The sequence below is a fragment of the Aeromicrobium sp. UBA7512 genome, assembly GCF_002476985.1.
Taxonomy (GTDB): domain Bacteria; phylum Actinomycetota; class Actinomycetes; order Propionibacteriales; family Nocardioidaceae; genus Aeromicrobium; species Aeromicrobium phoceense.
Window position 1 is genome coordinate 37,153 of record NZ_DLNK01000006.1, and the last position, 24,994, is coordinate 62,146.

Here is a 24,994-nt window from a genome sequence, read left to right on the forward strand (position 1 = left end):
GGTGACCGGTCAGTCGCGCGGGGCGCCCTGGCAGTTCGGGCACCAGTAGACGCGCCGCTGCTGGGTGGCCACGCGCCCCAGGGAGTCCTCGCGGATGGTGGTGCCGCAGCGCAGGCACGGCCGGTCGGTGCGGCCGAACACCCAGTGCAGCTCGCCGGCTCGCAGGCTGCCGGTGAAGGACCGCTCGATGCGATCGCGGTTGAGCCGGATCAGCTTCACGCCGCGGTCGACGATACGGCCGAGATCGGCCTCACCCACCGGGGTGTGCGGGTCGACCGCCGACAGGAACAGCATCTCGTTCACGAACTCGTTGCCGAACCCGGCGAGGTTCCGCTGGTCGTGCAGGGCGACGAAGATCGGCACCTCGGGGTCGTGCGCGAGGTTGGCGAGAGCGACGTCGCGTTCGAAGTCGGGATCGAGGACGTCGGGACCGAGGTGGCCCACGACCGAGTCCTCGTCCTCGCGCCGCAGCACCTCGACGATGCCGAGGCTGAAGCCGACGGCCACCCACTCGTCGGTGCTGACGATCGCCCGGACCGTGTGGGCCGGCCGTCGCAGCCCCCGGCCGCCGCGGCGCAGGGTGGCCGGGCGGTAGAGGTGCCACGAGCCCTCCATCTTGAGATGGGAGTGGATCGTCCACGCGTCGGTGCGCATCAGCAGGTGCTTGCCGCGCGGCACGACCTCGCGCAGCACCTCGCCGGACAGGTCAGTGGTGGCGTACCGCGGCACCCGGAACTCGGTGGCGGTGAGGACTCGGCCCGCCAGCGCCTCGTGCAGGTGGTGGGCGGCCCTCCAGACGGTGTCGCCCTCAGGCATCGAGCCGCAGCCCCTTCAGGTGAGCCTCGAACCCCGCGGCCGCGAGCGCCTCGCCCAGGGGTGTGGAGGCGACGGGCTCACCGTCGGCCGTCTGCACCGTGACCCGTCCGAGTCGTCCGCGCCGCACCGTCTGCACGAGGGAGGTCGCGGCAGCCTCGAGGGCGACAGCGCCGTCGGTGAACGTGAGCGCCGACTTGCCGCCACGCTCGAGGTAGACCACGGGACGGCCGTCGTGGACGACCACGAGCGATCCGGCCTTGCGGGCGGGGCGGTGGCCGTCGGAGCCCCGGTCGGGCCACGGCAGGGCCGCCCCGAAGGGGTTCGCCGGGTCGGTGGCCGCGAGGGTGACGGCGGGTGCGTCCGCCGGCTCGTCGGAGTCGCGCACGAAGGACCGCAGCCGGTCCACGACGCCGGGTGCGGCGAACTGGGCCGCGCCGAGCGAGTCGACGAAGTAGCCGCGCAGCGCCGTGCCGTTCTGCTCCATCTCGCGCAGCACGCGATAGGCAGCCGCGAAGCCGCCGGGGGTCTGCTCGGCCTGGACCGATCCGCGGGTGACCACGCCGTAGCGGTTCAGGAGGGTCTCGACGCGGGCGACGTGCTCAGCCGTGGTCTGGCCGCCCAGCGGGACGGAGAACCACCGGCCGGAGGCGATGGGAGGCACGACCGCGCGCGGGGCCCGCATCCGCCCGCCCACCATCCGGGCGCGCGGCGCCTGGCGGCGGGTGCGGTGGGTGCCGCCCCCGGCGACGAGGCTGCGCACCGGCGCGAAGGTGTCGTTGCTGACCTGACCGCTCCAGACCAGCTCCCACAGCCCCTCGACGAGGCCCTCGCGCTCGGTGTCCTCGACGCGTGCCGCCAGCTCGCCGAAGAGCCAGGCACCGGAGTCGCCGAGGACCTCGAGCAGGCGGCCGGCGGCGGTGTCGGAGCCCGCCACGACGAGGTCGCCGGTGGCCGGCGCGGGGGTGTCCCCGGGCAGCAGGCGGATCCAGCCGTCGCGCCCGGGGAGGGTGCCGGCGCCCGTCCACGTGACCTCGCCCGCGGTGGTGAGCTCGTCGAGCATCGCCGGGGAGTAGTCGGTGACCCGGGCCGGCAGTACGAGGCTCTCCCACGCGCTGGCGGGCAGCGCGGCTCCGGCCAGCTGGTCGACGACGGTGAGGACGCCGTCGACGCCGCGCAGTCGCGAGCCGACGTGCTGCCACGCGGGCAGGAACCGTGCGAACGCCGCGGAGTCGACCGGCTCGACCTGCTTGCGCGCCGCCGCGAGCGAGCGGTTGCGCAGCCGGCGCAGCACCTCGGAGTCGACCCACTCGGCCTCTCCGGAGGCCACCGGCAGGAACTCGCCGCGGGTGACCCGGCCCGCCTCGCTCAGGCGCTGGAGCGCGTCGCGCACCACCGCGGGGCCGAGGGCGAGGCGCCGCGAGACGTCCTCGCCCGTGAAGGGGCCGTGGGTGCGGGCGTAGCGGGCGACGAGCTCGCCGAGGGGGTCGTTCCCCGTGGCCAGGTGCGCGTCGGCGACGCCGAGCGGGAGCGCGGTGCCCAGCGCCTCGCGCAGACGGCCGGCGTCCTCGATGGCGGCCCACCGGGCCTGGCCGCCGACCTGGACCTCGATCGCGCGGCGCGACTCGCGCAGCTCCTTGAGCCAGGCGTCCGCCTCCAGTCGTGCGTCCTCGCGGGTGCGCTCGGCGACCTCGTCGACGGAGAGCGGGCCGAGCAGCCGCAGCAGGTCGGACACCCCCTCGATGTCCTTGGCCTGCCGCTCGGGCACGAGGCGCTGGAGCTCGGCCTCGGTCAGGGTGACGACCTCGGGATCGAGCAGCTCGCGCAGGTCGGCCCGGCCCAGCAGCTGGCCCAGCAGCTCGGGGTCGAGGGTGAGCGCCGCGGCGCGCCGCTCGGCCAGGGGCAGGTCGCCGTCGTAGAGGAAGGCACCGACGTAGCCGAACAGCAGGCGCTGGGCGAACGGCGAGGCGGCGTCGGTGCCGACCTCGACCAGGGCGACCTCGCGCGAGCGGAGCCGCCGGGCGAGGGTGACGAGCGCGGGCAGGTCGTACACGTCCTGGAGCACCTCGCGCGCCGTCTCGAGCAGGATCGGGAAGTCGGGGTACTTGCGGGCGACGTCGAGCAGCATCGCGGCACGGCGTCGCTGCTGCCACAGCGGCGCGCGGGCCCCGGGGTTGCGCCGGGGCAGCAGCAGGGCCCGGGCGGCGCACTCGCGGAAGCGCGCCGCGAACAGGGCGGACCCGCCCACGAGATCGGTGATCTGGGGCTCGAGGTCCTCGGGGTCCTCGAGGTCGAACAGGTCGGCGCCCGGCGGCTCGCCGGTGACATCGGGGACCCGCACGACGATGCCGTCGTCGGACGCCACGACCGCACCGTCGACGCCGAACCGCTGCTCGATCCGCCGGCCCACCAGCAGCGCCCACGGAGCGTGCACGGCCCGCCCGTAGGGCGACAGCAGGACGAGCCGCCAGTCGCCGACCTCGTCGCGGAAGCGCTCGACCACGAGCGTCGTGTCGGTGGGCAGCTGGCGGGTGGCCTCGTACTGGTCCTTGACGAGCGCCGAGAGGTTGCCGACGGCATTCGCGTCGAGGCCCACCTGCTCGACGCGCGCACGCTGCTTGGCGGGGGAGAGGGCGCTCAGCTCGCGCAGGAACGCGCCCATCGCCTCACCGAGCTCGTAGGGGCGCCCCATCGCGTCGCCGCGCCAGAACGGGAGCCGAGCGGGCTGGCCGAACGCGGGCACGACGATGACCCGGTCGGACGTGATCTCGAGGATCCTCCAGCTGGTGGCGCCGAGCGCGATGACGTCGTTGATGCGCGACTCGTAGACCATCTCCTCGTCGAGCTCGCCGACGCGGCGGCCCGCGGTGCCCTCCTCGCCGGCCAGGACCACCGAGAACATGCCGCGATCGGGGATCGTGCCGCCGCTGGTGACGGCGAGCCGCTGGGCCCCCGGCCGGCCGGTGAGCGTGCCGGCTTGCCGGTCCCAGACCGCCCGGGGGCGCAGCTCGGCGAACTCGTCGGACGGATAGCGCCCGGCGACGAGGTCGAGCGTGGCCTCGAAGGCGGCGTGGGGCAGCGTGGCGAACGGCGCCGACCGCCGCAGCGTCTCGAACCAGGCCTCGACGTCGATCGGCTCGAGGGCGCACGCGGCGATGGTCTGCTGGGCGAGGATGTCGAGGGGATTCGCGGGCACGGCGAGCCGCTCGATGCGGCCGGCCAGCATGCGCTCGACGGTGACGGTGGTGGACAGCAGGTCGTGGCGGCCGGTGGGGAACACCAGCCCGCGCGAGACCTCGCCGACCTGGTGGCCGGCGCGGCCGACTCGCTGCAGCCCCGAGGCGACCGACGGCGGCGCGGAGACCTGGATGACGAGGTCGACCGCGCCCATGTCGATGCCGAGCTCGAGGCTGGAGGTGGCCACGACGCACCGCAGGCGACCGGACTTCAGGTCGTCCTCGATGATCGCCCGCTGCTCCTTGCTGACGGAGCCGTGGTGGGCGCGCGCGAGCACCGGCTCGGCACCCGAGGACAACCCGGAGAGCCCGCCCATGTGGGCCGGCTGACGGTTCGCCGGCTCGGGCCGGTAGCCCGTCTCGCGCTCGACCCAGACCTCGTTCAGCCGTTGGGTGAGCCGCTCGGCCACGCCGCGGCTGTTGGCGAAGACGATGGTGGTGCGCGCCTGCTGGATCGCGTCGACGATTGCCTCCTCGACGTGGGGCCAGATCGTGCCGCCGGCCTCCTGCGGCCGCGACTCGTCGAGCCCGCGGGCGGCGCTGCCCTCCCGGGGTCCCTCGTGGCGGGGCGGCATCTCGGTGAGGTCCTCCACGGGAACCCGCACCGACAGCTCGAGCCGCGAGGGGGCGTCGGGAGCGACGACCTCGACCGGGGCGCGACCGCCGAGGAAGCGGGCCACCTCGTCGTGCGGGCTGACGGTGGCCGAGAGGCCGATCCGCTGGGCGGGAGAGTCGAGCATGTCGTCGAGCCGCTCCAGGGAGACCGCCAGGTGCGCGCCGCGCTTGGTGCCCGCGACGGCGTGGACCTCGTCGACGATCACCGTGTGGACGCCGCGCAGCATGGCGCGCGAGGCCGACGTGAGGAGCAGGAAGAGCGACTCGGGCGTGGTGATGAGGACGTCGGGTGGGTGGGACTGGAGCCGGCGCCGCTCCGCCGGCGGCGTGTCGCCCGTGCGGACGCCCACCGACACGGGAGCCAGCTCGTGACCGAGTCGCGCCGCCACCCCGGAGATGCCGACGAGGGGTGACCGCAGGTTGCGCTCGACGTCGACGGCGAGAGCCTTGAGCGGCGAGATGTACAGCACCGAGGTGCCCTGCGTCTCGACCGCGGGATCGCGGTGCAGCAGGCCGTCGATGGCCGACAGGAACGCCGCGAGGGTCTTGCCCGATCCCGTGGGGGCGACCACGAGGGTGTGGCGGCCCTTCTCGATCGCGTCCCACGCGCCGGTCTGGGCCGACGTGGGCGCACTGAAGGACTCGTCGAACCACGTGGCGGTCGCGGGGCCGAAGGACATGGAACCCATCGTGGCACCGGACTCCGACAGTGGCGCTGCGACGGCGACCCTGCCCGGAATTCCGGCGTGCCGGGGTCAGGGCGCCAGTGGCCCTCAGGCATGCTTGAGGCCATGAAGTTGCGGATGCTGTCGGTGACCTGTGCCCTCGTGCTGACCCTGGGCGCGTGCTCGGACGGGGAGAAGAAGCAGGCCCCCGACCCGAAGGAGCCGAACAAGACCACCGCGGCGAAGATCACGCCGATCAACCCGCTGACCGGTGGGCAGCTCAAGGAGACGCCCGCGAACCCCGTGTTCGTGGTCAAGGTCGACAACACCCCGGCCTCCGCTCCCCAGACGAACATCGACCGGGCCGATCTCGTCGTCGAGCAGACGGTGGAGGGTGGCATCACCCGACTCGCCGCCCTCTACTACACGGCGACCCCCTCGACCGTGGGCCACGTCCGCTCCATGCGCGCCACCGACATCGGCATCGCGAAGCCGGTGAACGGGCAGATCGTGGCCTCCGGCGGCGCCGGCAAGACGATCTCGCGCATCAAGGACGCGGGCATCCCGATCCACTCGCAGGACGCCGGCTCGGCCGGGATGTCGCGCGACGCCGGCTACGCGCCGTACAACGTCGTCGTCGACCTCGGCGAGCTCGCGAAGGACGTCAAGAACACGCAGCCCGAGCGCTCCTACTTCCAGTGGGCCGGCGCGGGCGCCGCGACGCCGAAGGGCCCGCAGGTCACGTCCGCGACCGTGAAGTTCTCGCGCAGCCACACCACGTCGTGGAAGTTCAACAGCAAGGCGTGGAAGCGCACGAACGGCACCAGCGACAAGGAGTTCGGCGCGAGGAACCTCGTCGTGCTGTGGGCCGACGAGAAGAGCGCGGGCTACACCGACCCGGCCGGCAACCCCGTGCCCGAGACGACGTTCCAGGGAGGCGGCAAGGCCGTCGTGTTCGTGGGCGGCACCCGGGTCAACGCGAAGTGGAAGAAGGCGAACAACGCCTCCACGATCGTGCTCACGACCCGCGACGGCCAGCCGATGAAGCTGCCCCGCGGCAAGACGTGGATCGAGCTGCTCAGCAAGGGCGAGTCCACGGCGCTCAGCGCCCGGTAGCCCGGATCAGGCGGACGGCTGGTCGCCCTCGGCGGCCAGCTCCTCCAGCTTGTGGCCGATCTCGACCTCGATCGCCTCGCGCAGCACGCTGCGGAACATCGCCACCACGACCTGGCTGGCGATCGGGATCAGCTGGTCGATCTTCTCGAAGACGGCCGGCCACTCCTCCTGCGGCAGGCCCGCGTCGAGGAACGGCTGCGCGACGTCGCGGCTGACGTGGTGGACGAACCGGTCGGAGATCTGCTCGAGGTGCTCGCGCATGTGCGGCACGATGTCGACCACGCTGTCGGGGTTCAGCCCGATGGCGACGGACGCCGCGCCGGGGCGCACGACGCTGGGCTCGAGCATCCGCACCGAGTCGTCGTCGACCTGCTCGAGCAGCCCCACCTCGATCATCTGGTCGATGAGCTTGTGGTCGGGGGGCAGCCCCGAGAGCGAGGCCAGCTCGGCGCGGCTGATGATCTCGCTGGGGTCCTGCGCGTCGTCGACCTCGAAGATGTTGAGCAGGTCCAGCGCCACGTTCGACGCGGTGGACGGGGACTTCAGGATTGCGTCCTCGATGGCCGCGAGGGTGAAGCCCCGGCCCAGCAGCGTGCGGATGAGGATGAGGCGCTGGAGGTGCTTCTGGGTGTAGTACCCGGTGCGGCCCTCGAGCCGCGGCGGATCGATCAGTCCGCGGGTGGAGTAGGCGCGCACGTTGCGCACCGTCATCGCGGCCCGCTCGGCGAGCACGTCGACGGTGAACTCCTCCTCGCGCTGGGCGTCCACCATGCCCGCAAGTCTAGGGGTGCGCGACCCAGGATCGGGCATCATGGGGGTATGGCAATGGTGCGAGGCCGCTTGTTGGTCGCCACCTCGGCGATCCAGTCAGGGCCCTTCTGGCGCAGCGTCGTGTACGTGCTCGACCACGACGAGGACGGCGCGCTGGGCGTCATCGTCAACCACCCGCTGGAGTCGGACGTCGACGAGGTCCTTCCCGAGTGGGCCGACTGCGTCAACGCCCCCGGCTGCCTCTTCGAGGGTGGACCCGTCGCGATGGACTCCGCGCTCGCGGTGGGCGTCGTCAGCGACGTCACCAGCGGCCCGCCCGGCTGGCGTCAGATGGCCGGGCGCGTGGGCCTGGTCGACCTCGAGGGCCCTCTGCCCGAAGGCGGCGAGCTGCTCGGGCTGCGGGTGTTCGCCGGGTACGCCGGATGGACGCCCGGACAGCTCGAGGCCGAGATCGAGGAGGGCGCGTGGCTCGTGCTGCCGGCCGAGGAGGGCGACCTCATCTCGCCCGTGCCCGACCGGCTCTGGAGCGACGTGCTGCGCCGTCAGCCGGGGGAGACCCGATTCTGGGCGAACCTGCCGGTCGACCCGGCCCAGAACTGAGCGCGTCGGCGTGGACCCGTCCTCGGTGTCGGCTCCGTCGCCTACGATGGGGTCGTGGGATTCTTCGGCCGCGGCACCCAGACCGTCCATGACGAGCGCACCGAGCAGCGCACCGACAACGGCGATCACGAGCGCTTCAGCCACTACGTGCCGAAGGACAAGCTGACCGAGGCCATGGTCATGGGCACCCCCGTCGTCGCGCTGTGCGGCAAGGTGTGGGTCCCCAGCCGCGACCCGCAGCGCTTCCCGGTCTGCCCCGAGTGCAAGCAGATCTGGGAGGACTTCAACCCCGGTGACGACGAGGACTCCGGGAGTGACTCCGACCAGTGAGCTCGGCCCAGTCACTCCGGGCCTGGCAGCGTGAGGCGTTCGACCAGTACGCCCGCACGCAACCGGCCGACTTCCTCACGGTCGCCACGCCCGGCGCCGGCAAGACCACGTTCGCGCTGACGATCGCCGCCGACCTCCTGCACCGCAGGATCATCGAGCGCGTCGTCGTCGTGGCGCCCACCGAGCACCTGAAGAGCCAGTGGGCCCAGTCGGCCGCGCGCTCGGGGATCGCGCTCGAGCCGAACCTCACGGGTGCGCTCGGCGCCCGCTTCGACGGCTACTGCGTCACCTACGCGGGCCTGGCCACGAACCCGGTCGGCCACCGCGTCCGGATCGAGCGCAGCCGCACGCTGGTCATCCTCGACGAGATCCACCACGCCGGTGACGCGATGAGCTGGGGCGACGCCGTCCTCGAGGCCTGCGAGCCGGCCGTGCGCCGCCTGGCCCTCACCGGCACGCCGTTCCGCTCCGACGACAACCCGATCCCGTTCGTCACGTACGCCCCGGTCGGCGACGGCTCGATCTCCAGCGTCGCCGACTACGCCTACGGCTACGGGTCGGCGCTCAAGGAGGGCGTCGTCCGCCCCGTGCTGTTCATGGCGTACTCCGGCGAGATGCAGTGGCGCACGAGTGCCGGCGACGAGGTGTCCGCCCGGCTCGGCGAGCCGCTCACGAAGGACCAGACCGCCCAGGCGCTGCGCACCGCGCTCGACCCCAACGGCTCGTGGGTCCCGGCCGTCCTGGAGGCCGCGCACAAGCGCCTGCTCGAGGTGCGTCGCGACATCCACGACGCCGGCGGGCTCGTGATCGCCAGCGACCAGAACTCCGCCCGCGCCTACGCGAGGCTGCTCAAGGAGCTCACGGGCGTCGAGCCCACCCTCGTGCTCTCCGACGAGGCGGGCTCGAGCGCCCGGATCGCCGAGTTCTCGGCCGGCACCGACCCGTGGATGGTGGCCGTGCGCATGGTCAGCGAGGGCGTCGACGTGCCCCGCCTCGCGGTGGGCGTCTACGCCACCACGGTCGCCACGCCGCTGTACTTCGCGCAGGCGATCGGCCGCTTCGTGCGGGCCCGCCGCCGTGGCGAGACGGCGTCGGTCTTCCTGCCCAGCGTCCCCGGCCTGCTGAAGCTGGCGGCCGACCTCGAGGCCGAGCGCGATCACGTGATCGGCCGCCCCGTGCACGACGAGGGCGACCTGTTCGCCGCCGAGGACCTGCTGATGGCGCAGGCCAACGCGTCCGAGGCCGCGAGCGACGAGCTCGGCAACCAGTACGCCGCCATCGGCAGCGAGGCCTCGTTCGACCGCGTCCTCTTCGACGGCGACGAGTTCGCGCCGATCGACTACGAGATGGTCGCCGGCGACAGCGACGAGCTCGACTTCCTCGGCATCCCCGGCCTGCTCGAGCGCGACCAGGTGGCCGCGCTGCTGCGCAGCGCGCGCACCCGCAAGCGCGAGGTGGCGCCGGCACGCGCCGAGGCCGACGTCGAGTACGAGCGCCGCGCCGAGCTGCGCCGCGAGCTGAACTCGCTGGTCGCTGCGTGGCACCACCGCACGGGGTCGCCGCACGGCGTCACCCACAACCGGCTGCGTCACGAGTGCGGGGGCCCGCCCGCCGCCCAGGCCACCACCGATCAGCTGAAGCGCCGGATCGACACGCTCCGCGACTGGGCCCTGCGCGCCTCGGGCTGACCCGATCGTGTGACGCAGATCGCGTCCGCACCCCTAGGCTGTGCGCGTGAGTGCCCCACTGCCCCCGCGCACCCGACTGTTCGCCGCGATCCTCGAGCGGACGGCCACGCCCGTCGAGGAGGCCACCGACTACGCCGAGCTGCGGGCCCAGCGCCTGAAGCTGATGAGGTCGGCGCCCGGCCGGATGGTCTTCGGCACGCCGGACCGCCGCGCCCGCGCCGAGACGATCGAGATCCCGCTGAAGGGGCGCACCCTGCGCGCGCTGGTCCACCGGCCCACGGGCGTCGGCGGGCCGCGACCCGTGATCGTGAACTTCCACGGCGGCGGGTGGGTGCAGGGCTCGCCCGAGCAGTCGGCCTGGCTGACGTCGCGCGTCGCCGCCGGCACGGGTGCGACCGTGATCTCGCCGTCCTACCGGCTGGCGCCGGAGCACCCGTTCCCGGCGGCGGTCGACGACACGTGGGAGGCGCTCACCTGGATCGCCGAGCATGCCGACGCCCTCGGGATCGACGTCGAGCGGATCGGCGTCATGGGCGACAGCGCGGGCGGCAACCTCGCCGCGGTCGCGGCCCAGCGCTCGGTGACGGAGGGAGGGCCCCGGTTGCGAGCGCAGGTGCTGATCTACCCCGCGGTCGAGATGTACGACAAGTTCGCGTCCGAGCTGCGGATGCCGCGCGAGCCGGTGCTCTCCTCGGCGAACATGTCGGCCTTCGCCCACCTGTACATGGGCGACGCGTACGGCACGGAGGACCCGCTGGCCTCGCCGCTGCGCGCCAAGTCGTTCGACGATCTGCCGCCGGCCTTCATCCTGACCGCCGACCACGACCCGCTGCTGGACAACGGCGACCACTACCGTGAGGCGCTGCAGCGCGCGGGAGTGCCCGTGCGGTACCGCGAGTACCCCGGCACCGTGCACGGGTTCATGAGCCTGCCCGGGGTGTCGCCGGGAGCCGCCGACGCGGTCTCGGACATCGTCGACTACGTCGCCGCCCGGGTGGTCCTTCCGCAATGAGCCGGCGGATCCGGTCGGCCGGGCTCGACCCGGCGGTGGACTACGAGGAGATCTCGCGGCTGTTCGGCCAGTACGACTTCCCCTGGGACCTCGAGCAGTCGCTGAGCTTCGCCCTCTTCCGGACCTACGCCGTGCCCTCGATCGGGCGCCTGCTGTACGAGACGGGCCAGTTCACCACCGACACGCAGCGCCGCCACGACGACACCGCGCTGCTGCTGGGGGAGATCGTCGATCAGGGCCTGGAGAGCGATCCCGGCCGGGCCGCGGTCCGCCGGATGAACCAGATGCACGGCCGGTACGGCATCAGCAACGACGACATGAGGTACGTTCTCGCGACGTTCGTCGTGATGCCGAACCGCTGGGTGAACCGCTACGGCTGGCGGCGCACGACGCCCGTGGAGGACGTGGCCGGCGTCAACTACTACCTTCGGCTCGGGCGGCTGATGGGGATCCGTGACCTGCCGGACGACCTCGCCGGGTTCGAGCGCCTCCTCGACGCGTATGAGACCGAGCACTTCAGGTTCGACCCCCGGTCGCGCGCCGTGGCCGACGCGACCCTCGACCTGTTGACCACGTTCTACCCACGCCCTCTGGCCCCGGCGGTGCGGCGCTTCAGCGTCGCGATCATGGATCCCCACCTGCGCACGGCGTTCGGCTACGACCACCCGCCGGCCTGGTTCGAGCGCCTGTGCCACGGCGCCCTGTGCGGCCGCGGCCGGGTGGTCCGGTTCATGCCCGAGCGCCGGGAGCCGCGGCGTGTCCGGGACTCCCGGCGGATCCGGAGCTACCCCGGCGGCTTCCTCATCGAGGAGCTCGGCACCTGAGAAGTCGCGCGAGCGCGAAAGTTGTGCGAACGTACCACTAAGGGTTCCTCTGGGAAGTGATGCCCGGCCCGGCGCTCCCTCGCCGGGCCGGGTGTCACGTACGGAGGGCCTCCACGACGCGGTCGAGGTCGTCCTCGTCGTTGTAGAGGTGGAACCCGACCCGTGCCGCCCCCTGGCGCACCGAGGCCCGCAGCCCGGCCTCCCGCAGCCGCGCGGCCGCGTGCTCCATCGGGATCGCGACGATCGCCGAGTCGCCCGGAGGCAGGTCCAGCGCCTCGCGCGCCCGTCCAGCCAGCCATAGGCAGTGGGCGGTCACGGCATCGAGGTCGAGGGTCGCCAGCCACGCGAGGCTCGCGGCCGCGCCCGCCACGGGGAACCACGAGGGGGAGATGTCGAACCGCCGGGCATCGGGGGCCAGGCGCAACGGCAGACCGTACGTGGTTCGCCACGGGTCGCCGCCCGCGTAGCGGTTGGCGTGGTGCGGGACGAGCCGGTCGGCCAGCCGGTCCGCGTAGGACGCCCAAGCGATCCCCGTGGGCCCGAGCAGCCACTTGTACGTCGAGCTGGCCACGACATCGGCCCAACCGAGGTCGAGACGCAGCCAGCCCAGCTGCTGGGTCGCGTCGAGGATCACGAGGGTCTCCGTGCCCTCGGTCGCGGCTCGCAGCGCGGCCAGGTCGACCCGCGCCCCGTCGGCCGACTGCACGGTGGACACCGCGACGGCGTCGTGGTCGCGGGCGAGCTCGGGAAGACGATCGAGCGGCGCCTCGGTGACCGAGACGCCCCGGCCGTGGTGGGCGGCGAAGGGAAAGCTGACGGACGTGAACTCGCCCTCGGGCACCAGCACGCTGGCCCCGTCGGGCAGCGCCGAGGCCACCGGTCCCAGCAGGGCCGCGACCGAGGAGCCCATCGTCACCGACGCCGCCGGGACCCCGGCGATCCGGGCGAAGGAGTCGCGCGCGGTGGCGATCTCGTCGTCGAAGTCCGGACCCGCCACGGTGCCCGCCGCCCAGCCGCGGTGGACTCGCTCGAGGGCGTCCACGGTGGACTGCGGCGGCAGCCCGTAGGCGGGGGTGTTGAGGTACCCCTCGGGCCCGATGAACGTCGCTCCGAATGCCTCGCGCATGGTTCGACGCTAACCGGCTCGGGAATCGAACCGGCGTCGCCCCTGTTGACCTCGGAGTGAAGCTCTCGGTCCTGGATCTCGTCCCTGTTCGCACCGATCAGACCACCGGTGACGCCGTCGCTGCCGCCACGGAGCTGGCGCGCACGGCCGACCGGCTCGGGTTCGAGCGGTACTGGGTGGCGGAGCACCACAACATGCCCGCCGTCGCCGCCGCGTCGCCGCCGGTCCTGATCGCCCTCCTGGCCGCGGCCACCGAGCGCATCCGCGTGGGCTCCGGCGGTGTCATGCTGCCGAACCACGCGCCCCTGGCGGTGGCCGAGCAGTTCGCGCTGCTGGAGGCTGCCTTCCCGGGCCGCATCGACCTCGGCATCGGGCGCGCCCCCGGCTCGGATCCCGTGACGTCGTGGGCCCTGCGCGGCGCCGCGGGTCGCGACGACTCCGACATCGAGAACTTCCCGCGCTACCTCGACGACGTCGTGGCGCTGATGGACGGCCGCGGCGTGCGCGTGCCGATCCCGAACCAGCAGTACGTGCTGAAGGCGACGCCCGCCGCCGTGAGCGCCCCGGACCTGTGGCTGCTCGGCTCGTCGATGTACTCGGCGCACCTCGCCGCGGCGAAGGGCCTGCCCTACGTCTTCGCGCACCACTTCAGCGGTCAGGGAACGGCCGAGGCGCTCGAGGTCTACCGCAGCGAGTTCCGTCCCAGCGACGTGTGCGAGCGCCCCACCACGTTCCTGACGGTGAACATCGTCGTGGCCGACACCGCCGACGAGGCGACCGCGCTGGCCCTGCCGAACCTGCAGAACATGGCCCGGCTGCGCACCGGCAAGCCCCTGGCCCCGATCGATCTCGTGGAGGACGCCGAGGCGCTCGACCTCGACCCCGGGATGGACTCGCTCGTCGACTCGGGCCTCGCCCGCATGGTCGTGGGCGACCCAACCACGGCGCGCAAGGAGCTCGAGGAGCTCGCCGCGCAGTTCGACGTGGACGAGGTCATGCTCCACCCGGTGGCCTCGGCGCGCCGCGGCGCCGACCCTCGCACGACCCCCGGCCGCGCGCGCACCCTCGAGCTCGTCGCGGGCTGACGCGTCTGCGTGATCTCGATACACCGTCTCGCTTCGCTCGCCGGCACTCGATCACCGGCCCGGTGATCGAGTAGCAGCGGGCCTGCCCGCCGGTGATCGAGTAGCTCGCGAGCGCAGCGAGCGGCGTATCGAGATCACGGTGAGGCGACGCCGCCTCAGTCCAGGTGTGGCGCCGTCGTCGAGACGCCGGCTGCCGCCCACTCCTGCTGCACGCGGTTGAGGTTCTCCGGCGAGACCGCGGCGGTCAGCTCCTGCAGCACCCGGACCGTGAAGCCCTCGGCCGCACCGTCGAGGGCCGTGGCGCGGACGCAGTGGTCGGTGGCGATGCCGCAGACGTCGATCTCCTCGACGCCGTGCTCGCGCAGGAAGTCCGCGAGGTCGCGACCCTCCTCGTCGGTGCCCTCGAAGCCCGAGTACGCGGCCGCGTAGGCGCCCTTGTCGAAGATCGCGGCGAACAGCTCCTCCTCCAGCGGCGGGTGCAGCTCGGCGCCGGGCGTGCCCACCACGCAGTGCGGCGGCCACGAGTCGACGTAGTCGGGGGTGTCGCTGAAGTGGTCGCCGGGATCGATGTGCGCGTCGCGGGTGGCCACGACGAGGTCGTAGTCGCCCTCGGCGATGAGGTCGGCCACGGCCTCGGCCACGGCGGCGCCACCGGTCACGGCCAGCGAGCCGCCCTCGCAGAAGTCCTTCTGGACGTCCACGACGACCAGCGTGCGGGGTCCGGGCATGTCAGTCAGTCCTCCTCGTAGATCGTCGGAATCGCGGGGTCGCCCTTCGAGAGTCGCCGGGCGGTGGAGGGCAGCTCGCGCAGGGATGCCTGCAGCCGCTCGCGTGACTCCTGCAGCGTCGCGTGGTCGACCCGCTTCCCGGCCTCGACCAGCGGCACCATGAGCTCGCGGTCATCGCCGTCGTCGCGCGGGGCGATGTCGATGCCCACCACCTCGGCCTCGGCCACGCCGGAGGCGCTGAGCCGGCGCATCGCGGTCTTGCGGCCGCCCACGGACGCCTTGTCCTTGCTCTTCTTGGCGACGCCGAGCATCGTGCCGTCCGCAGCCTCGCGGGCGACGAGCTTGTAGACGAACCCGCTGGTGGGGGAGCCCGAGCCCGTGACCAGCGAGGTGCCGACGCCGTAGCCGTCCACCGGGGCGGCGGCGAGCGCGGCGATCGCGTACTCGTCGAGGTCGCTCGTGACGGTGATCCGGGTGTGGGTGTTCCCGGCCGCGTCGAGCTGGGCCCGCGTGGCGCGGGCGACGTCGCCGAGGTCGCCGGAATCCAGCCGGACGCCGCCCAACTGCGGTCCGGCCACCTCGATCGCCGCGGCGACGCCCTGCGGCACGTCGTACGTGTCGACGAGCAGGGTCGTGTCGTGGCCGAGGGAGCGCACCTGGGAGGCGAACGCGTCGCGCTCGGTGTCGTGGACGAGGGTGAAGGCGTGGGCGGCCGTGCCGGCCGTGGGGATGCCGTGCCGGCGGCCCGCCTCGAGGTTCGACGTCGCGGCGAAGCCGCAGATGTAGGCCGCCCGCGCGGACGCCACGGCCGCCTCCTCGTGGGTGCGCCGCGTGCCCATCTCGATGCAGGGCCGGTCGCCCGCGGCCATCGTCATGCGTGTGGCGGCCGAGGCGATCGCCGAGTCGTGGTTGAGGATCGACAGGATCAGGGTCTCGAGGATCACGCCCTCCCCGAACGAGGCGTCGACCCGCAGGATCGGCGAGCCGGGGAACCACAGCTCGCCCTCGGGGTAGCCCCAGATGTCGCCGGTGAAGCGGTAGTCGGCGAGCCAGTCGCACGTGGCGTCGTCGACGACCTTCGCCGAGCGCAGGAAGGCGATCTCGTCGGGGTGGAAGCGGAAGTCGGCGAGCGCGTCCAGGACGCGTCCGGTGCCGGCCACCACGCCGAACCGCCGGCCCCCGTTGAGCCGGCGCCCGAACACCTCGAAGACGCTGCGCCGGGAGGCGGTGCCGTCGGCCAGCGTGGCCTGCAGCATCGTCAGCTCGTAGTGGTCGGTCAGCAGCGCGGTCGACACCATGGGATCAGCGTAGGTCCACGGCGACCTTCGTGCGGGTGAGCCGGGGCAGGCACAATGGAGCCGTGACCACCCCCACCCCCGTCGAGACCGAGCAGCCGGAGGCCGACCTCGTCGTCCAGCTCGAGGACCCGTGGGTCACCATCGTCTGGAACGATCCGGTGAACCTCATGTCGTACGTCGCGTTCGTGTTCCGCACGTACTTCGGCTACACCGAGGAGAAGGCCACGCAGCTGATGCTCGCGGTGCACGAGGAGGGTCGCGCGATCGTCTCCAGCGGTCGCCGCGAGGAGCAGGAGCGCCACGTGCAGGCGATGCACGAGTACGGCCTGTGGGCCACCCTCGAGCGGAGCGACGCGTGAAGCCCTTCCGCCGCCGGCGCCGCGGCACCGTCACGGCCACCTTCGAGCTCAACGAGGCCCAGCTGATGGTGAACCTCGCCAGCCAGGTGGTCGAGCTGCTCCAGGACCGCAACGGCCCCAGCGAGTCCGAGCCCGACCCGCTGGCCCAGCTGATCGGCATGACGGGGCCCGTCCAGCCGCCCGAGGACCCCGTGCTGGCCCGGCTGCTGCCCGACGCCTACCGCGACGACCCGGTCGAGGCCGCGGAGTTCCGCCGCTTCACCGAGCAGGCGCTGTCCGCCACCAAGGTCGGCAACGCACGCGTCGTGATCGAGAGTCTCGAGGCCGGCGGACTCGACGTGGGCGCCAAGAACGTCGAGGTCGAGCTCGACGAGGGGCAGGTCCTGGCCTGGCTGCGCGCGCTGACCGACATCCGGATGGCGCTGGCCGTCCGGCTCGGGATCGAGACCGAGGAGGACGCCGAGCGGCTGGCCGAGTCCGACGACGAGGCCACCGTCGCCATGGGCGACGTCTTCGACTGGCTCGGCTTCGTGCAGGAGACCCTCGTCCACGTCGCCTGACGCGCTGATCTCGATACGCGGCTCGTTCCTCGCCTGCTACTCGATCGGCGGACCGGGCTCCGGTGATCGAGTGACGGCGAGCGCAGCGAGACGTCGTATCGAGATCCCGTCCGTCCACCGGATGGGTGGTCCGCCCGTCGGGCGCCCTCGATAGACTCGGGAATCGTGTTGACCATCCTGCGTGACCACGTCGAGGCGATCGTCGCCCACGCGCGTCGCGACCACCCCGACGAGGCCTGCGGGGTCATCGCTGGGCCGATCGGCTCCGACCGCCCGGTGCGCCTCATTCCGATGCTCAACGCCGCGATGTCGCCCACGTTCTACGAGTTCGACTCCGGCGACCTGCTGCGCCTCTACCGCGAGATGGACGACAACGACGAGGAGCCCGTCGTGATCTACCACTCGCACACGGCCACCGAGGCCTACCCGTCGCGCACCGACGTCAACCTCGCCGGCGAGCCCGGCGCCCACTACGTGCTCGTGTCCACCCGCGACGGTGCCCACGAGGCCGGTCCGGTCGACTTCCGCTCCTACCGGATCCTCGATGGCGAGCTCACCGAGGAAGAAGTTCGCGTCGTGGACCGTTACACCGAAGACAGCACGACTGCCGCCGAGGCAGCCCCCCGAACCGAAGGTGACAACTGATGGCCGTCGAGGTCCGCATCCCCACGATCCTGCGCCCCTACACCGGGGGTGAGCGCGCCGTCGACGCCGAGGGCGCCACTCTCTCCGCCCTGATCGACGATCTCGAGGCGAACCACGAGGGCATCAAGGAGCGCCTGCTCGACGGCGCCGACCTGCGCCGCTTCGTGAACGTCTACGTCAACGACGAGGACGTCCGCTTCACCGGCGGCCTGCAGACCGAGCTGTCCGATGGCGACACGGTCGTCATCCTGCCCGCCGTCGCGGGCGGCGCGGCCTGAGCATGCGGTATGACTCGCTCATCGACTCGGTCGGTCACACGCCGCTGGTGGGCCTGCCGCACCTGTCTCCGAGCGACGACGTCCGGCTGTGGGCCAAGCTCGAGGACCGCAATCCCACGGGCTCGATCAAGGACCGTGCGGCGCTGTCGATGATCCTCGCGGCCGAGGCCGACGGATCCCTCACGCCCGGCTGCACGATCCTCGAGCCCACGAGCGGCAACACCGGCATCTCGCTGGCGATGGTCGCGCGCCAGCGCGGCTACCAGCTGATCTGCGTCATGCCCGAGAACACCTCGATCGAGCGGCGCCAGCTGCTGACGATGTTCGGTGCCGAGATCATCAGCTCGCCGGCCGCGGGTGGCTCCAACGAGGCCGTCCGGGTCGCCAAGGGCCTGGCAGCCGAGCACTCCGACTGGGTGATGCTCTACCAGTACGGGAACCCGGCCAACGCCGACGCGCACTACAACGGCACCGCACCCGAGCTGCTCGAGGACCTGCCCACCATCACGCACTTCGTCGGCGGGCTCGGCACCACCGGCACGCTGATGGGCGTCGGCCGGTTCTTCCGCGACCACAAGCCCGACGTGCGCATCGTCGCGGCCGAGCCCCGCTACGGCGAGCTCGTCTACGGGCTGCGCAACCTCGACGAGGGCTTCGTGCCCGAGCTGTACGACGCCTCGCTGATCGACGGACGGTTCTCGGTGGGCCCGCGCGACGCGGTACGTCGCGTGCGCCAGCTCATCGACGAGGAGGGCATCTTCGCGGGCATCTCGTCCGGCGCGATCCTGCACGCCGCGCTGGCCCAGGCCGCGAAGGCGGTCAAGGCGGGCGAGCGCGCCGACATCGCCTTCGTGATCGCCGACGCCGGGTGGAAGTACCTGTCCACCGGGGCGTACGAGGGCACGATCGACGAGGCGGAGGACCGCCTCGAGGGACAGCTGTGGGCCTGACCTGTTCACCGCGCCCCACCACCCGTTAGCCTTCGAGCCGTGAGCGACATCGTCGTGTTCTCGGGCAGTGCGCACCAGAAGCTTGCGGAGGAGATCTGCAGCAACCTGGGTGTCGCGCTGAGCCCTTCGGACAGTCAGCGGTTCAGCAACGACTGCCTCCAGGTCCAGCTGCTGGACAACTGCCGCCAGCGCGACGTCTACATCGTGCAGCCGCTCGTGCCGCCGACGCAGGACCACCTGATGGAGCTGCTGCTCATGGTCGACGCGGCGCGCGGCGCCTCGGCGGCCTCGGTCACCGCGGTGATCCCGCACTACGCCTACGCCCGCTCGGACAAGAAGGACGCCTCGCGCATCTCGATCGGCGGCAAGCTCGTCGCCGACATGCTCGCCACGGCGGGGGTCAACCGGGTGGTCACGATGACCCTGCACGCGCCGCAGGTGCACGGGTTCTTCTCGATGCCCGTCGACCACCTGACCGCGCTGGGCGAGCTCGCCGAGCACTACCGCGCCCAGGACCTCAGCAACGCGATCGTCGTGTCGCCCGACTTCGGCAACGCCAAGACCGCCTCGCAGTTCGCGCGCCTGCTGGGCCTGCCGGTGGCCGCCGGCAGCAAGCAGCGCAAGGCCGACGACAAGGTCGTCATCGACACGATCGTCGGCGACGTCGCGGGCAAGCGCGCGATCGTGCTCGACGACGAGATCGCCACGGGCGGCTCGATCATCGAGCTCATGGACAAGCTGGCTGAGACCGGCGTCACCGAGGCCTCCGTGGCCTGCACGCATGGGCTCTTCGCGGGCAAGGCCGTCGAGCGGCTGCGGTCGCACCCGGCGATCACCGAGGTCGTCACCACCGACACCGTGCCGGCCCCGGCCGACTGGCCCGAGCTCAAGGTCCGCTCCGTGGCGCCGCTGTTCGCCGAGGCGATCGCGCGCATCCACGCGGGCGAGTCCGTCTCCAGCCTCTTCGACGGCGTCGACCCGGCGCACGCGCCGCCGCAGCCCAAGCTGCCGCTCTGACCCTCAGCCCTCGAGCTCGTCGATGAGCCGGTCGAGGAGGCCGCGCAGTGCGCGGGCGTCGGATCCGCTCATCCCCATGCCCTCCACGAGCCGTGCGGGCACGTCGGCCACCCGGTCGCGCAGCATCCATCCCCGGTCGGTCACCGAGACGAGGACGCGGCGCTCGTCCTCGTGGTCGCGGGCCCGCGTCACCAGGCCCGCGGTCTCCATGCGCTTGAGCAGGGGAGTGAGGGTCCCGGAGTCCAGGTGCAGGCGCGTGCCGAGCTCGCTCACGCCGAGTGGCGCGTCGGCCTCCCACAGCGCCAGCAGGCACAGGTACTGCGGATAGGTCAGGCCGGCATCGGCCAGCAGGTCGGTGTAGCGCCTCGTCACCGCGCGCGAGGCCGCGTACAGCGGCAGGCAGAGCTGCTGGTCGAGCGCGAGCTGGGGGTAGTCGTCCACGGGACAAGACTACGCCTTGCGGCATTCAATTGCGCGCAATAGAGTTGTGCACATGAACCCCATCTACACTGCCTCCGCCGTCGCCACGGGTGACGGCCGCAACGGCCACGTCGAGTCCACCGACGGCATCCTCGCCGCCGACGTCCGCAGCCCGAAGGAGATGGGCGGCCCGGGCGGCGCGACGAACCCCGAGCAGCTCTTCGCCGCCGGCTACGCCGCCTGCTTCCACTCCGCGCTGCGCCTGGTCGGCAAGAAGGCCGGCGCCGACGTGTCCGACTCCGAGGTCGTCGCCGACGTCTCGATCGGTGACAACGGCAACGGCGGCTTCGGCCTGGCCGTCGCCCTCGAGGTGACGCTGCCGAACGTCAGCGCCGAGGACGCCCAGAAGCTCGTCGAGCAGGCGCACCAGGTGTGCCCGTACTCGAACGCGACCCGCGGCAACATCGAGGTCGACCTCAGCGTCGCCTGACCGCGCGCCGGCTGCCACCCCGGCCCACTTTTGGAACAGGATGCACGTAGTTCGAGCGTTCCGACGTGCGTCTCGTTCCAAAAGTCGGCCGGGGTCGGTCGGCAGGGCGGAGCGCGAGACGGTCAGCGCACGCCGCGAATCCGTACGACGGCCAGCGCGCCGGCCAGTCCGATCACGCCCGCAGTGACGTAGAGCGTCGTGTAGCCGCCGAGCACCGTCACGATCGGCGCGGCGATCACCGGCGCGAGCACCTGCGGCAGGGCGTTGGCGATGTTGATGACGCCGAGGTCCTTCGCGAAGCCCGCCTCGTCGGGCAGCACCTCGGTGACGATTGCGAGGTCCACGGCGATGAACGCCCCGAACCCGACGCCCAGCACGACCGCGGCCACCAGGACGCCCGGCCAGGTCTGCCAGAACGCCAGCAGCAGCGCCGCGACGGCCATGACGACTCCGGCCCAGATGACGAACACCTTCCGCCGCTTCACGCGGTCGGACCAGCGTCCGGCCACGACCGCCGAGATCGCCACCACGACCGAGTTCACCGCGATGACGATGAACACACCGCCGTCGGGGTCGGCCAGCCCGACCGCGTCGGTGAGGAAGTACAGCAGGTAGAGCGTCGCGATCGCGTTGCCGAGGTTGACCAGGAACCGCGTGAGCCAGGCCCACGCGAAGTCAGGATGCTCCGACGGCGAGACCCAGAACGAGTGGACGAAGCCCCGGGCCGACCAGGGCACGCGCTCGGTGACCGGCTCGTCCTGGCTGCGGGCGAGGTACGGCAGCGCGCTGAGCAGCAGGAACACCGCGCACGCGAGGTAGCCCGCGCGGGTGCCGCCGAACGCGATCGCGAGCCCCGCACCCACGAGGATGCCGAGGGTCTGCCCGAGCCCGACGAGCCCGCTGGCCCAGGCGCGCTGGGCGACGGGCACCCGATCGGGCAGGGTCGCGGTGATCGACGCGAGCGACGCGTTGACCGAGGCCTGCACGAGGCACCAGCCGACGACGACCTGCCAGAAGTCGCTCGCCCCGGCCAGGATCGTGAGGCCGAGCGCGCCCACCACCGAGCCGCCGGTGATCCACGGCGCCCGGCGGCCGAACCGCGAGCGGGTGCGGTCGGACAGTGCGCCGAACAGGGGATTGGCGACCATCGAGATCGCCGCGCCGATGCCCGTGACGACCGCCAGCGCCGTCTCCTTGCCGTCGCCGACGATCGCCTCGGTCTGCTGCGGCAGGAGCACCGCGAGCGGGCCGAAGAACGCGACGTAGGTGCCCAGGTTGACGACCGCGACCGACAGCAGCCACGGCAGCCGGACCGGGGCCAGTCGCTCGACCGGCGTGGTCACCCGGCCCGCTGGGCGTCGATCACCGAGCGGTACCAGGCGAACGAGTCCTTGGGGATGCGCTGCTGCGTCGCGTAGTCCACCCACGTCAGGCCGAACCGCTGCGAGTAGCCCTCGGCCCACTCGAAGTTGTCCATGAACGACCAGTGGAAGTAGCCCCGCACGTCCACGCCGGCGTCCATCGCCTCGCGCAGGGCCGCGAGGTGCGCGGCCGTGTAGTCGATGCGGCGCTGGTCGCGGATCCTGCCGTCCTGCCCGGGCGCCTCGTTGAACGCGCCCCCGTTCTCGGTGATGAGGATCGGCGGCAGCGCGTCGCCGTAGGTCTCCTTCAGCCCGGTCAGCATCTGCGTGAACCCGTCGGGGATGATCGGCCAGCCGAAGTCGTTGTACTCCAGTCCCTCGGGCGTGACCATCTCGAACGGGACGGCGGCACCCGGCTCGGCCGCGCCGATGTACTGCGGGTTGTACGAGTTGATCCCGAGGAAGTCGATGGGCTGGGCGATGACGTCGAGGTCGCCGTCGTGCGCCACCGGGTCGACGATCCCGGCCAGGGGCCAGGTCTTCAGCAGGATCGGGTCCAGGAACGCGCGGTTGTAGATGAGGTCGAACAGTCCGGCCGCGTCACGCGCGGCGTCCGAGTCGTCGATCGGGCGCACCTGGGTGTGGTTGTTGGCCGGGCCCACCTGCTTCGCCCCGGCGGCGCGCAGTGCCTGGACCGAACGACCGTGCGCGAGCAGCTGGTGCCACGCCACCTGCAGGGCCCCGAAGCCCAGCTCCTTGCCGGGGGCGTGGATGCCGGTGCCGTGGCCGAGCAGCGTGAAGATGACCGTCTCGTTGAGCGTGAACCAGCGCGTCACGCGGTCGGAGAGGCGCTCGCCCACGATCCGCGCGTACTCGGCGAACCGCTCGGCGATGTCGCGGTTCTCCCAGCCGCCGTCGGCCTCGAGGGCCAGTGGGGAGTCCCAGTGGAACAGGGTGGCGCTCGGCTCGATGCCGTGCTCGAGGAGGCTGTCGACGAGCCGGTCGTAGAAGTCCAGGCCGCGCGGCTCGACGCGCACGCCGTCGGGCTGGATGCGCGGCCACGAGATCGAGAACCGGTAGGCGTCCACCCCGAGCTCGGCCATGAGGGCCGCGTCCTCGCGGTAGCGGTGGTAGTGGTCGCACGCGACGTCACCGGTGTCGCCGTCCTTGACGCGACCGGGCGTGTGGGCGAAGTCGTCCCAGATCGAGCGGCCGCGGCCGTCCTCGTCGACCGCCCCCTCGATCTGGTAGGAGGCGGTCGAGACGCCCCACGTGAACTCGGGACCGAAGTGAGGCAGATCACTCATGGCCCCCATCCTGCACCGAACGAGGGTCCGGAAGCGGCGTGATGACGGACCTCACGCCCCTTCGATTGCCCGCCGGGGCCGGGAGGTGTCTACCCTCTGGGGTGTGAGTGACGCACCCATCGGCATCTTCGACTCGGGCTTCGGTGGCCTCACCGTGGCCCGGGCCGTGCTCGACCAGCTGCCGCACGAGCCGATCGTCTACCTCGGCGACACCGCCCGGCAGCCGTACGGTCCCAAGCCGATCTCCGCGGTGCGCGAGTACGCGCTCGAGTGCCTCGACCACCTCGTCGAGCAGGGCGTGAAGACCCTCGTGATCGCCTGCAACTCCGCCAGTGCCGCCGTCCTGCGCGATGCCCGCGAGCGCTACGACGTCCCTGTCGTCGAGGTGATCCTCCCCGCGACGCGCCGCGCCGTGAACGCCACGCGCAACGGCCGGGTGGGCGTCATCTGCACGGCGGCCACCGCCACCTCCGGCGCCTACGACGACGCGTTCGCCGCCAATCCGGGGATCGAGCTGCACACCAGCACGTGCCCCCGCTTCGTCGAGTTCGTCGAGGCGGGGATCACCGGCGGGCCCGAGCTGATCGCCGTGGCGCAGGACTACCTCGCGCCGTTGCAGGACGCCGGGGTCGACACGCTCGTGCTCGGCTGCACGCACTACCCGCTGCTGACCGGCGTCCTCGCGTACGTCATGGGCGATAGCGTGACCCTCGTGTCGAGCGCGGAGGAGACGGCCAAGGACGTGTACCGCCTGCTGGCGTCGCACGACCTCGAGCGCGACCCGGCCCTGCCGGCCCCGGCGCACCGCTTCCTGACCACCGGTCATCCCGCCGAGTTCGCGGACCTCGGGCGCCGCTTCCTCGGTCCCGAGGTGGAGTCGGTCGACCAGTTCGCGTGGGTGACGACGTGAGGCTCACGATCGTCGGCTGCTCCGGCTCGTTCCCGGGCCCCGAGTCCGCCGCCAGCTGCTACCTCCTCGAAGCGCCGTTCGAGGGCCGCACCTTCCGCCTGGTGCTCGACCTCGGATCGGGAGCGCTCGGTCCGCTGCAGGAGTACATCGACCTGCGCGACATCGACGCGATCAGCCTGTCGCACCTGCACGCCGACCACTGCTTCGACATGAGCGGGCTCTACGTCGTGCGCAAGTACCACCCCGCGGGCGCGCCGCCGAAGATCCCCGTCTACGCGCCGCCGGGCAGCGACTGGCAGCTCTCGAACGCCTACGGGACCACCGCGCCCAACGGGATGACGCTGCCGTTCGAGTTCCACGACCTCGTCGACGGCCTCGAGACCACCGTCGGCCCGTTCACCGTGACGGCGCGTCGCACCCCGCACCCCGTGGAGGCGTACGCCGTCCGCATCGAGCACGAGGGGCGCGTCCTGGTGTACTCCGGCGACACCGGACCCGACGACGGGCTGGCCGAGTTCGCCGCGGGCGCCGACGTGTTCCTGTGCGAGGCCTCGTTCGTGGAGTCCGCCGAGAACCCGCCCGACCTGCACCTCACGGGGGCCGACGCGGGCCGCATCGCCGGGAAGGCCCGGGTGGGCCGACTGCTGCTCACGCACATCCCGCCGTGGACCGATCGCGACGAGGTCGAGGCCGACCTCGCGACCACGTGGTCGGGGGAGCGGGCGCTCGTCCGCCCCGGCGACGTAGTCGAGTTGTAACCCTTCACCGCGTTGCCGGGTGGGTCCGGAGG

At 72.3% G+C, this 24,994-nt stretch carries 25 protein-coding genes; 16 read left to right on the forward strand and 9 right to left on the reverse strand.

Translation table 11 applies throughout. The features are described 5' to 3' along the window. Positions 1–9: 9 nt before the first annotated feature. Positions 10–816: a DNA-formamidopyrimidine glycosylase family protein gene (locus tag B2363_RS09625; RefSeq protein ID WP_286929813.1), complete on the reverse strand. Its 807-nt coding sequence runs from the start codon at positions 814–816 to the stop codon at positions 10–12. Beyond that, a complete protein-coding gene (locus B2363_RS09630) occupies positions 809–5,344 on the reverse strand; it encodes an ATP-dependent helicase (RefSeq protein ID WP_313600902.1) in 4,536 nt (1,511 codons plus the stop codon). The genes B2363_RS09625 and B2363_RS09630 overlap by 8 nt, the downstream gene beginning before the upstream one ends. 111 nt (positions 5,345–5,455) lie before the next feature. On the opposite strand from B2363_RS09630, the gene B2363_RS09635 reads away from it, so the two are divergent. Further along, the gene (locus tag B2363_RS09635) at positions 5,456–6,445 is read left to right on the forward strand and encodes a DUF3048 domain-containing protein (protein WP_286929815.1); all 990 of its coding nucleotides are present in this window, start codon (positions 5,456–5,458) and stop codon (positions 6,443–6,445) included. 6 nt (positions 6,446–6,451) lie between these two features. Here the strand turns inward: B2363_RS09635 and B2363_RS09640 are convergent, their stop codons facing one another. Then, a complete protein-coding gene (locus tag B2363_RS09640) occupies positions 6,452–7,216 on the reverse strand; it encodes a MerR family transcriptional regulator (protein ID WP_286929816.1) in 765 nt (254 codons plus the stop codon). Between the two features lie 48 nt (positions 7,217–7,264). Between B2363_RS09640 and B2363_RS09645 the strand changes: the two genes are divergently transcribed. The 5 genes from B2363_RS09645 to B2363_RS09665 are packed head-to-tail and all read left to right on the forward strand — an operon-like array spanning position 7,265 to position 11,670. Beyond that, positions 7,265–7,816 (forward strand): YqgE/AlgH family protein, encoded by a 552-nt coding sequence (locus B2363_RS09645; protein ID WP_181756344.1) that lies wholly within the window; start codon positions 7,265–7,267, stop codon positions 7,814–7,816. A gap of 54 nt (positions 7,817–7,870) precedes the next feature. Continuing rightward, a complete protein-coding gene (locus B2363_RS09650; RefSeq protein ID WP_078700277.1) occupies positions 7,871–8,146 on the forward strand; it encodes a DUF3039 domain-containing protein in 276 nt (91 codons plus the stop codon). Further along, complete coding sequence (locus B2363_RS09655; protein WP_286929817.1) at positions 8,143–9,834, forward strand: DEAD/DEAH box helicase; 1,692 nt, start codon at positions 8,143–8,145, stop codon at positions 9,832–9,834. Before B2363_RS09650 ends, B2363_RS09655 begins: the two co-directional genes overlap by 4 nt. Positions 9,835–9,880: 46 nt before the next feature. Beyond that, complete coding sequence (locus B2363_RS09660; RefSeq protein ID WP_286929818.1) at positions 9,881–10,846, forward strand: alpha/beta hydrolase; 966 nt, start codon at positions 9,881–9,883, stop codon at positions 10,844–10,846. After that, positions 10,843–11,670 carry an oxygenase MpaB family protein gene (locus tag B2363_RS09665; RefSeq protein ID WP_286929819.1) on the forward strand — a complete coding sequence of 276 codons (828 nt, stop codon included), beginning with the start codon at positions 10,843–10,845 and terminating at the stop codon, positions 11,668–11,670. Before B2363_RS09660 ends, B2363_RS09665 begins: the two co-directional genes overlap by 4 nt. Positions 11,671–11,764: 94 nt before the next feature. On the opposite strand, the gene B2363_RS09670 is transcribed toward B2363_RS09665, so the two are convergent. Then, positions 11,765–12,796: an aminotransferase class V-fold PLP-dependent enzyme gene (locus B2363_RS09670; protein ID WP_286929820.1), complete on the reverse strand. Its 1,032-nt coding sequence runs from the start codon at positions 12,794–12,796 to the stop codon at positions 11,765–11,767. Positions 12,797–12,852: 56 nt separating this feature from the next. Between B2363_RS09670 and B2363_RS09675 the strand changes: the two genes are divergently transcribed. Continuing rightward, on the forward strand, positions 12,853–13,881 hold the full coding sequence (locus tag B2363_RS09675) for an LLM class flavin-dependent oxidoreductase (protein ID WP_286929821.1): 1,029 nt from the start codon (positions 12,853–12,855) through the stop codon (positions 13,879–13,881). 155 nt (positions 13,882–14,036) lie between these two features. On the opposite strand, the gene B2363_RS09680 is transcribed toward B2363_RS09675, so the two are convergent. Both B2363_RS09680 and B2363_RS09685 read right to left on the reverse strand, forming a co-directional pair. Beyond that, the gene (locus tag B2363_RS09680; protein WP_181756350.1) at positions 14,037–14,609 is read right to left on the reverse strand and encodes an isochorismatase family protein; all 573 of its coding nucleotides are present in this window, start codon (positions 14,607–14,609) and stop codon (positions 14,037–14,039) included. A gap of 5 nt (positions 14,610–14,614) precedes the next feature. Next, on the reverse strand, positions 14,615–15,907 hold the full coding sequence (locus B2363_RS09685; protein ID WP_286929822.1) for a nicotinate phosphoribosyltransferase: 1,293 nt from the start codon (positions 15,905–15,907) through the stop codon (positions 14,615–14,617). Between the two features lie 62 nt (positions 15,908–15,969). Between B2363_RS09685 and clpS the strand changes: the two genes are divergently transcribed. The 6 genes from clpS (at position 15,970) to B2363_RS09715 (ending at position 19,716) form a co-directional block, all read left to right on the forward strand. Beyond that, positions 15,970–16,266: an ATP-dependent Clp protease adapter ClpS gene (gene clpS / locus B2363_RS09690; protein WP_078700284.1), complete on the forward strand. Its 297-nt coding sequence runs from the start codon at positions 15,970–15,972 to the stop codon at positions 16,264–16,266. Then, positions 16,263–16,826, forward strand: coding sequence for a DUF2017 domain-containing protein (locus B2363_RS09695; protein WP_286929823.1), 564 nt, complete (start codon positions 16,263–16,265; stop codon positions 16,824–16,826). The genes clpS and B2363_RS09695 overlap by 4 nt, the downstream gene beginning before the upstream one ends. A gap of 165 nt (positions 16,827–16,991) precedes the next feature. After that, positions 16,992–17,471 (forward strand): M67 family metallopeptidase, encoded by a 480-nt coding sequence (locus B2363_RS09700; RefSeq protein ID WP_286929824.1) that lies wholly within the window; start codon positions 16,992–16,994, stop codon positions 17,469–17,471. Next, positions 17,471–17,749, forward strand: coding sequence for a MoaD family protein (locus B2363_RS09705; protein WP_078700287.1), 279 nt, complete (start codon positions 17,471–17,473; stop codon positions 17,747–17,749). Before B2363_RS09700 ends, B2363_RS09705 begins: the two co-directional genes overlap by 1 nt. Before the next feature lie 2 nt (positions 17,750–17,751). Further along, a complete protein-coding gene (locus tag B2363_RS09710) occupies positions 17,752–18,699 on the forward strand; it encodes a PLP-dependent cysteine synthase family protein (RefSeq protein WP_181756354.1) in 948 nt (315 codons plus the stop codon). Between the two features lie 39 nt (positions 18,700–18,738). Next, the gene (locus tag B2363_RS09715; protein WP_181756355.1) at positions 18,739–19,716 is read left to right on the forward strand and encodes a ribose-phosphate diphosphokinase; all 978 of its coding nucleotides are present in this window, start codon (positions 18,739–18,741) and stop codon (positions 19,714–19,716) included. Between the two features lie 3 nt (positions 19,717–19,719). On the opposite strand, the gene B2363_RS09720 is transcribed toward B2363_RS09715, so the two are convergent. Next, entirely contained in the window at positions 19,720–20,157 is a 438-nt protein-coding gene (locus tag B2363_RS09720; protein ID WP_286929825.1) for a MarR family winged helix-turn-helix transcriptional regulator, read from the reverse strand. Between the two features lie 52 nt (positions 20,158–20,209). On the opposite strand from B2363_RS09720, the gene B2363_RS09725 reads away from it, so the two are divergent. After that, positions 20,210–20,626: an organic hydroperoxide resistance protein gene (locus tag B2363_RS09725; RefSeq protein ID WP_286929826.1), complete on the forward strand. Its 417-nt coding sequence runs from the start codon at positions 20,210–20,212 to the stop codon at positions 20,624–20,626. Between the two features lie 122 nt (positions 20,627–20,748). On the opposite strand, the gene B2363_RS09730 is transcribed toward B2363_RS09725, so the two are convergent. Both B2363_RS09730 and B2363_RS09735 read right to left on the reverse strand, forming a co-directional pair. Then, on the reverse strand, positions 20,749–21,969 hold the full coding sequence (locus B2363_RS09730; protein ID WP_286929827.1) for an MFS transporter: 1,221 nt from the start codon (positions 21,967–21,969) through the stop codon (positions 20,749–20,751). After that, positions 21,966–23,294 (reverse strand): GH1 family beta-glucosidase, encoded by a 1,329-nt coding sequence (locus B2363_RS09735; RefSeq protein WP_286929828.1) that lies wholly within the window; start codon positions 23,292–23,294, stop codon positions 21,966–21,968. Before B2363_RS09735 ends, B2363_RS09730 begins: the two co-directional genes overlap by 4 nt. Before the next feature lie 103 nt (positions 23,295–23,397). On the opposite strand from B2363_RS09735, the gene murI reads away from it, so the two are divergent. Both murI and B2363_RS09745 read left to right on the forward strand, forming a co-directional pair. Continuing rightward, a complete protein-coding gene (murI, locus tag B2363_RS09740; protein WP_286929829.1) occupies positions 23,398–24,204 on the forward strand; it encodes a glutamate racemase in 807 nt (268 codons plus the stop codon). Then, positions 24,201–24,962 carry an MBL fold metallo-hydrolase gene (locus B2363_RS09745; protein ID WP_181756359.1) on the forward strand — a complete coding sequence of 254 codons (762 nt, stop codon included), beginning with the start codon at positions 24,201–24,203 and terminating at the stop codon, positions 24,960–24,962. The genes murI and B2363_RS09745 overlap by 4 nt, the downstream gene beginning before the upstream one ends. The last annotated feature ends 32 nt before the right edge of the window (positions 24,963–24,994 follow it).

Excerpts from the sequence above, each read along its gene's own strand:
- B2363_RS09630 (WP_313600902.1), bottom strand. The coding sequence starts at position 5,344 with ATGTCCTTCGGCCCCGCGACCGCCACGTGGTTCGACGAGTCCTTCAGT.
- B2363_RS09625 (WP_286929813.1), bottom strand. The coding sequence starts at position 816 with ATGCCTGAGGGCGACACCGTCTGGAGGGCCGCCCACCACCTGCACGAG.
- B2363_RS09665 (WP_286929819.1), top strand. The coding sequence starts at position 10,843 with ATGAGCCGGCGGATCCGGTCGGCCGGGCTCGACCCGGCGGTGGACTAC.
- B2363_RS09645 (WP_181756344.1), top strand. The coding sequence starts at position 7,265 with ATGGCAATGGTGCGAGGCCGCTTGTTGGTCGCCACCTCGGCGATCCAG.
- B2363_RS09735 (WP_286929828.1), bottom strand. The coding sequence starts at position 23,294 with ATGAGTGATCTGCCTCACTTCGGTCCCGAGTTCACGTGGGGCGTCTCG.
- B2363_RS09725 (WP_286929826.1), top strand. The coding sequence starts at position 20,210 with ATGAACCCCATCTACACTGCCTCCGCCGTCGCCACGGGTGACGGCCGC.
- B2363_RS09680 (WP_181756350.1), bottom strand. The coding sequence starts at position 14,609 with ATGCCCGGACCCCGCACGCTGGTCGTCGTGGACGTCCAGAAGGACTTC.
- B2363_RS09670 (WP_286929820.1), bottom strand. The coding sequence starts at position 12,796 with ATGCGCGAGGCATTCGGAGCGACGTTCATCGGGCCCGAGGGGTACCTC.
- B2363_RS09685 (WP_286929822.1), bottom strand. The coding sequence starts at position 15,907 with ATGGTGTCGACCGCGCTGCTGACCGACCACTACGAGCTGACGATGCTG.
- B2363_RS09705 (WP_078700287.1), top strand. The coding sequence starts at position 17,471 with ATGGCCGTCGAGGTCCGCATCCCCACGATCCTGCGCCCCTACACCGGG.
- B2363_RS09710 (WP_181756354.1), top strand. The coding sequence starts at position 17,752 with ATGCGGTATGACTCGCTCATCGACTCGGTCGGTCACACGCCGCTGGTG.
- B2363_RS09640 (WP_286929816.1), bottom strand. The coding sequence starts at position 7,216 with ATGGTGGACGCCCAGCGCGAGGAGGAGTTCACCGTCGACGTGCTCGCC.
- B2363_RS09635 (WP_286929815.1), top strand. The coding sequence starts at position 5,456 with ATGAAGTTGCGGATGCTGTCGGTGACCTGTGCCCTCGTGCTGACCCTG.